4 protein-coding genes are annotated in these 4,944 nt (G+C 73.6%); 3 read left to right on the top strand and 1 reads right to left on the bottom strand.

From position 1 onward, the window contains the following. A partial coding sequence (gene cobC / locus ABZ371_RS28920; protein WP_358685027.1) for an Rv2231c family pyridoxal phosphate-dependent protein CobC occupies positions 1-1,256 on the top strand: 1,256 nt, incomplete at its 5' end. Between the two features lie 197 nt (positions 1,257-1,453). Here cobC and ABZ371_RS28925 read toward each other — a convergent pair. Next, entirely contained in the window at positions 1,454-2,554 is a 1,101-nt protein-coding gene (locus tag ABZ371_RS28925) for an amidohydrolase family protein (RefSeq protein WP_358685030.1), read from the bottom strand. 137 nt (positions 2,555-2,691) lie between these two features. On the opposite strand from ABZ371_RS28925, the gene ABZ371_RS28930 reads away from it, so the two are divergent. Both ABZ371_RS28930 and ectA read left to right on the top strand, forming a co-directional pair. Continuing rightward, positions 2,692-3,798, top strand: a complete 1,107-nt coding sequence (locus ABZ371_RS28930; RefSeq protein WP_358685033.1) for an aminotransferase class V-fold PLP-dependent enzyme — start codon at positions 2,692-2,694, stop codon at positions 3,796-3,798. 359 nt (positions 3,799-4,157) lie between these two features. Beyond that, positions 4,158-4,685 (top strand): diaminobutyrate acetyltransferase, encoded by a 528-nt coding sequence (ectA, locus tag ABZ371_RS28935; protein ID WP_358685035.1) that lies wholly within the window; start codon positions 4,158-4,160, stop codon positions 4,683-4,685. The last annotated feature ends 259 nt before the right edge of the window (positions 4,686-4,944 follow it).

The raw sequence follows: 4,944 nt of genomic DNA on the forward strand, positions 1-4,944 counted from the left end.
GCGCCGCCGTCGGGACGCCCTCGGTGGCGGAGGCGGCGGCGCTGAGTGGGGCGGTCGAACTCCTCGTCGGCAAGCGGAAGTCGGCCTCGGTGACCTGTGCGGTGGCCCGCCGCCCGATACGTACCTGCCCCCCGGCGTCGACGAATGGCGCCGAGCCGTTCACCATGGCTGCCATGTTGCCCCCCACGAAGCACATCGAGAGCGCCGGGCCCGACCTGCGGCACCACGGCGACGCGGAAGTACGCGGCCTTGATCTGACCGACCTCGCCGTGAACGTACGGACCGGAACGCCCCCGCGGTGGCTGCGGGAGCGGATAGCGGCGTCACTGGGCTCGCTGGCCGCCTATCCGGACGGCGGTCCGGCGCGGGCCGCGGTCGCGGCGCGCCACGGGCTGGCCGAGGAGCGGGTCCTGCTCACCGCGGGCGCGGCGGAGGCCTTCGTGCTGATCGCGCGGGCGCTGCCGGCGAGACGGCCGGTCGTCGTGCACCCGCAGTTCACCGAACCGGAGGCGGCGTTGCGCGCGGCCGGGCACGAGGTCGGGCGGGTGCTGCTGCGTCCCGAGGACGGCTTCCGGCTGGATCCGGAGGCGGTTCCCGAGGACGCGGACCTGGTCGTGGTCGGCAATCCGACCAACCCGACGTCCGTCCTCCATCCGGCGGGCGTGCTGGAGCAACTGGCGCGGCCCGGGCGGATCCTGGTCGTCGACGAGGCGTTCATGGACGCTGTCCCCGGGGAGCGGGAGGCGCTGTGCGGGCGGAGGGACGTCCCGGGTCTGGTCGTGCTGCGGAGCCTGACGAAGACGTGGGGGCTCGCGGGCCTGCGGATCGGCTACGTGCTGGCCGAACCGGCCACGATCGCCCTGTTGCGGGAGGCGCAGCCGCTGTGGCCGGTGTCGTCCCCGGCACTGGCCGCGGCCGAGGCCTGCATGGAACCGCGCGCCCTGGCCGAGGCGGCCGACGCGGCGGAGCGGATCGCGGTGGACCGGGCGCATCTGCTGGCCGGGCTCGCGGAGTTCGGTGAGATACGGGCGGTGGAGCCGGCCGCCGCCTCGTTCGTCCTGATCGGGCTGGACCGGGCGGACGAGGTACGGGAGCGGCTGCGGTCGCGGGGCTTCGCCGCGCGGCGCGGGGACACCTTCCCGGGGCTGGGCCACGAGTGGCTCCGGCTGGCGGTGCGCGACCGGGTGACGACGAACAGGTTCCTGCAGGCGCTGGACCTGGCACTGCAGGGCCTTCCCCGGCGGGCGGCGGGCTGACGGTCCCGGTGGGGGCGGCGCCCGTGCGTGTACGGGCACCGCTCCCGCCGGGCCCCGGCCCCCGCGGCCCCTCGCGACTCACCCGTTCGCGGAGTGCCGGAAGGCGCGTGCTCCGGAGGCCGTGCGGGCCGCGAAGGTGAGGCGACGGGCGTCACGGGCCGGCGTCATCGCGCGTCGACCGGGCGCACCGCCGGCTGTCATCCGGTCACCCTTCCCTCCAGCACCACCCTGCGGGGCGCCGCCAGCACCCGTACGTCCGCCCGCGGATCCTCGTCGTACACCACCAGGTCCGCCGGAGCCCCCTCCTCCAGGACCGGCCGGCCCAGCCACCGCCGGGCGCCCCAGGCGGTCGCGGAGAGCGCCTCCAGGGGCGGGATACCGGCCTTCACCAGTTCGGCGACCTCGGCCGCCACCAGGCCGTGGGCGAGCGAGCCGCCGGCGTCCGTGCCGACGAAGACGGGGATGCCCGCGTCGTAGGCCGACCGCACGGTGTCGTAACGGCGCGCGTGCAGCCGTCGCATGTGGGCGGACCAGCGCGGGAACCTGGCCTCGCCGCCCGCCGCGAGGTCCGGGAAGGTGGCGATGTTGACCAGGGTCGGGACGATCGCCACCCCCCGCTCGGCGAAGAGCGGGATGGTGTCCTCGGTCAGTCCCGTCGCGTGCTCGACGCAGTCGATGCCGGCCTCCACCAGGTCACGCAGGGCGGCCTCGGCGAAGCAGTGCGCGGTGACCCGTGCGCCCAGCCGGTGCGCCTCCGCTATCGCCGCCTCGACCTCGCCACGGGGCCAGCAGGCGGTCAGGTCCCCGGCCTCCCGGTCGATCCAGTCCCCCACCAGCTTCACCCAGCCGTCGCCGCGCCGCGCCTCCCGCGCGACGTACGCGACCAGGTCGCCGGGCTCGATCTCGTGGGCGTAGTTGCGGATGTAGCGGCGGGTCCTGGCGATGTGACGGCCGGCCCTGATGATCTTCGGCAGGTCCTCTCGGTCGTCGATCCAGCGCGTGTCCGAGGGGGATCCGGCGTCGCGGATGAGCAGCGTGCCGGCCTCCCGGTCGGCGAGGGCCTGCTTCTCGCTGGTCGCCGCGTCGACGGGTCCGTGGCGGTCCAGGCCGACGTGGCAGTGGGCGTCGACGAGACCGGGCAGGGCCCAGCCGGTGAGCGTGACGGCGTCGTCCGCACCCGGCGGCCGCTCGTAGGTGATCCGCCCGTCGACGGCCCAGAGCCCGTCCCGCACCTCGTCCGGGCCGACGAGCACCCGCCCCTCGATCCGCAGCACCCGCGCCACCTCGTGATCGCTCATGGACGCACTGTACGAGGTGGTGCGCGGGGGGCCGCGGGGGCCTCGTGCACGGGCCCGGCCCGTGATCCGCGGCCGGGCCCCCTTACCCTCGACCCGAGAGCCGACCGCGGACCGACCGACCCGAAGAGAGCACCACCGTGACCCATCCCCTCCTCGACCTCCCCCCGCTCAGCGCCGCTCGATTCGCGGAGATCGAACGGCGGGTGGCCGGCCTCCTCGCCACCGAGCAGGACGTCGTCATCATGCAGGGCGAGGCGCTGCTGCCCCTCGAAGGCTGCATCAGGGGCGGTGCCGGGCCGGGGTCGACCGCGCTGAACGTGGTCACCGGACCGTACGGACAGACCTTCGGCGGCTGGCTGCGGGACTGCGGTGCCGAGGTCGTCGATCTGGAGGTGTCTTTCCGTTCGGCGGTCACCGCCGAGCAGGTCGGCCGGGCCCTGGCGGAGCACCCGGAGATCGACTTCGTGTCCCTGGTGCACGCCGAGGCCGCCACCGGCAACACCAATCCCGTCGCGGAGATCGGCGAGGTCGTCCGGGACCACGGCGCGCTGTTCATGCTCGACGCCGTCGCCTCGGTGGGCGCCGAGCCGCTGCTGCCGGACGCGTGGGGGGTCGACCTGTGCGTCATCGGCGCCCAGAAGGCGATGGGCGGGCCCGCGGGCGTCTCCGCGGTGTCGGTCAGCGGGCGCGCGTGGGAGCGGATGGCCGCCAACCCGAAGGCCCCGCGCCGTTCGTACCTCTCGCTGCTCGACTGGAAGGCCCGCTGGATCGACGGGGGCCGCAGGGCGCTGCCGCACGCCCCCGCCCAGCTGGAGATGCTGGCGCTGGAGGCGTGCCTCGAGCGGATCGAGGCGACGGGCCCGGACGTGGTCATGGCCCGGCACGCGTCGGCCGCGGCAGCGGTCAGGGCCGGGGCCGTCGCACTCGGCGGCGGCCTGGAGCCGTACGTCCACGACGCGCAAAACGCGGCTCCCGTCGCCACGACGCTGCGCGTCCCCGAGGGCACCGACGCCACCTCGCTGGTGGCCGCGGCGCTCGCGGCCGACCCCGGGCTGCCCCTGATCGCCGGCGGTGGGGCGCTGGCGAAGGAGATGATCCGGGTCAACCACTACGGCCCGGACGCGACGCCCGGCGCGGTACGGGCCTCGCTCGACGCGCTGGGGGCCGCTCTGGCGGGCACGGGCCGGACGGTCGATCCGGATGCTGCCCGCCACGCCGTCGCCGACACGTGGCCGGGCCACTGAATTCCGGTTCACTCCGGCGGGCCCACTGCGGCCGCATAAAACAAAAACAATTGCGGGGAGCTGCATTTTCGGGAGCAGCTTCCCGCATTCTTTTGCCCGCTTTCCGTGTGCGTAAACGCCTTGCTTTCCAAGGTGTCCCACGGGATGCGCCCGCCGCGATACAGGCGGGTTCCGCGAGAGTTACGGCCCTGTGACCGACTCCACATCAGAGGCGTTTCACCCGGTATATTCCCCACAAAAAGGTCATAGACTCACCGGCGAGTACGGGAGCTCGCGCCCGCGTGATAACACAAACACGCGCGCCACCCAACCCCTTGCGGCGATGCAATTTCGAAATTTGCTGGGTAAATTCAATTCACATGACCGCCGCGCCGACAGACCTTGCAAGCACCCGAAGCGAATTCAGGATCGACACGCCACGAGTGGAGGACGGAGCCGCGATCTGGCGCATCGCCCGTGACTCCGAGGTCCTGGACCTCAACTCCTCGTACAGCTATCTGCTGTGGTGCCGTGACTTCGCGGCGACCTCCGTGGTCGCCCGCGACGAGAACGGCGACCCGATCGCCTTCGTGACCGGCTACCTGCGCCCGGACCGCCCCCGGACGCTCGTCGTCTGGCAGGTGGCGGTCGACGCGAGTCACCGCGGGAAGGGGCTGGCCGCCACGCTGCTGGACGCGCTGGCCGCCCGGGTCGCCGCCGGCCAGGGGCTCGCATCCGTCGAGACGACCATCACCCCGGACAACACCGCGTCCGAGCGGCTGTTCACCTCCTTCGCCCAGCGGCACGACGTGGCCCTGGAGCGCGAGGTGCTCTTCCCCGGGGACCTGTTCCCCGAGGACACCCACCTGCCCGAGGTGCTGTTCCGCATCGGTCCGTTCGCTTCCTGAGCACACCGCCCCGCCGCCCCGTCGCGTACCGCCCGCACGTCCGGGCGGCCCACCGCGACCTCGCGGGGCCGCCGCACCCGAGACCTCGCTTCCCGTCCGCGGAAGCACACCGCACCTCTGTCCGTCACACCCCTCGAGTAGGAGATCCGCTGTGACCATCACCCCGCCCGCCCTGAGTGTCTTCGAGAGCCTGGAATCGGAGGTGCGGAGCTACTGCCGTGGCTGGCCGGCCGTGTTCGACCGGGCTCAGGGTGCCCGG

It is taken from the genome of Streptomyces sp. NPDC005899 (assembly GCF_040629645.1).
Taxonomy (GTDB): Bacteria; Actinomycetota; Actinomycetes; order Streptomycetales; family Streptomycetaceae; genus Streptomyces.

Coding starts and splice junctions, on each gene's coding strand:
- ABZ371_RS28925 (WP_358685030.1), bottom strand. CDS start 2,554: ATGAGCGATCACGAGGTGGCGCGGGTGCTGCGGATCGAGGGGCGGGTG.
- ectA (WP_358685035.1), top strand. CDS start 4,158: ATGACCGCCGCGCCGACAGACCTTGCAAGCACCCGAAGCGAATTCAGG.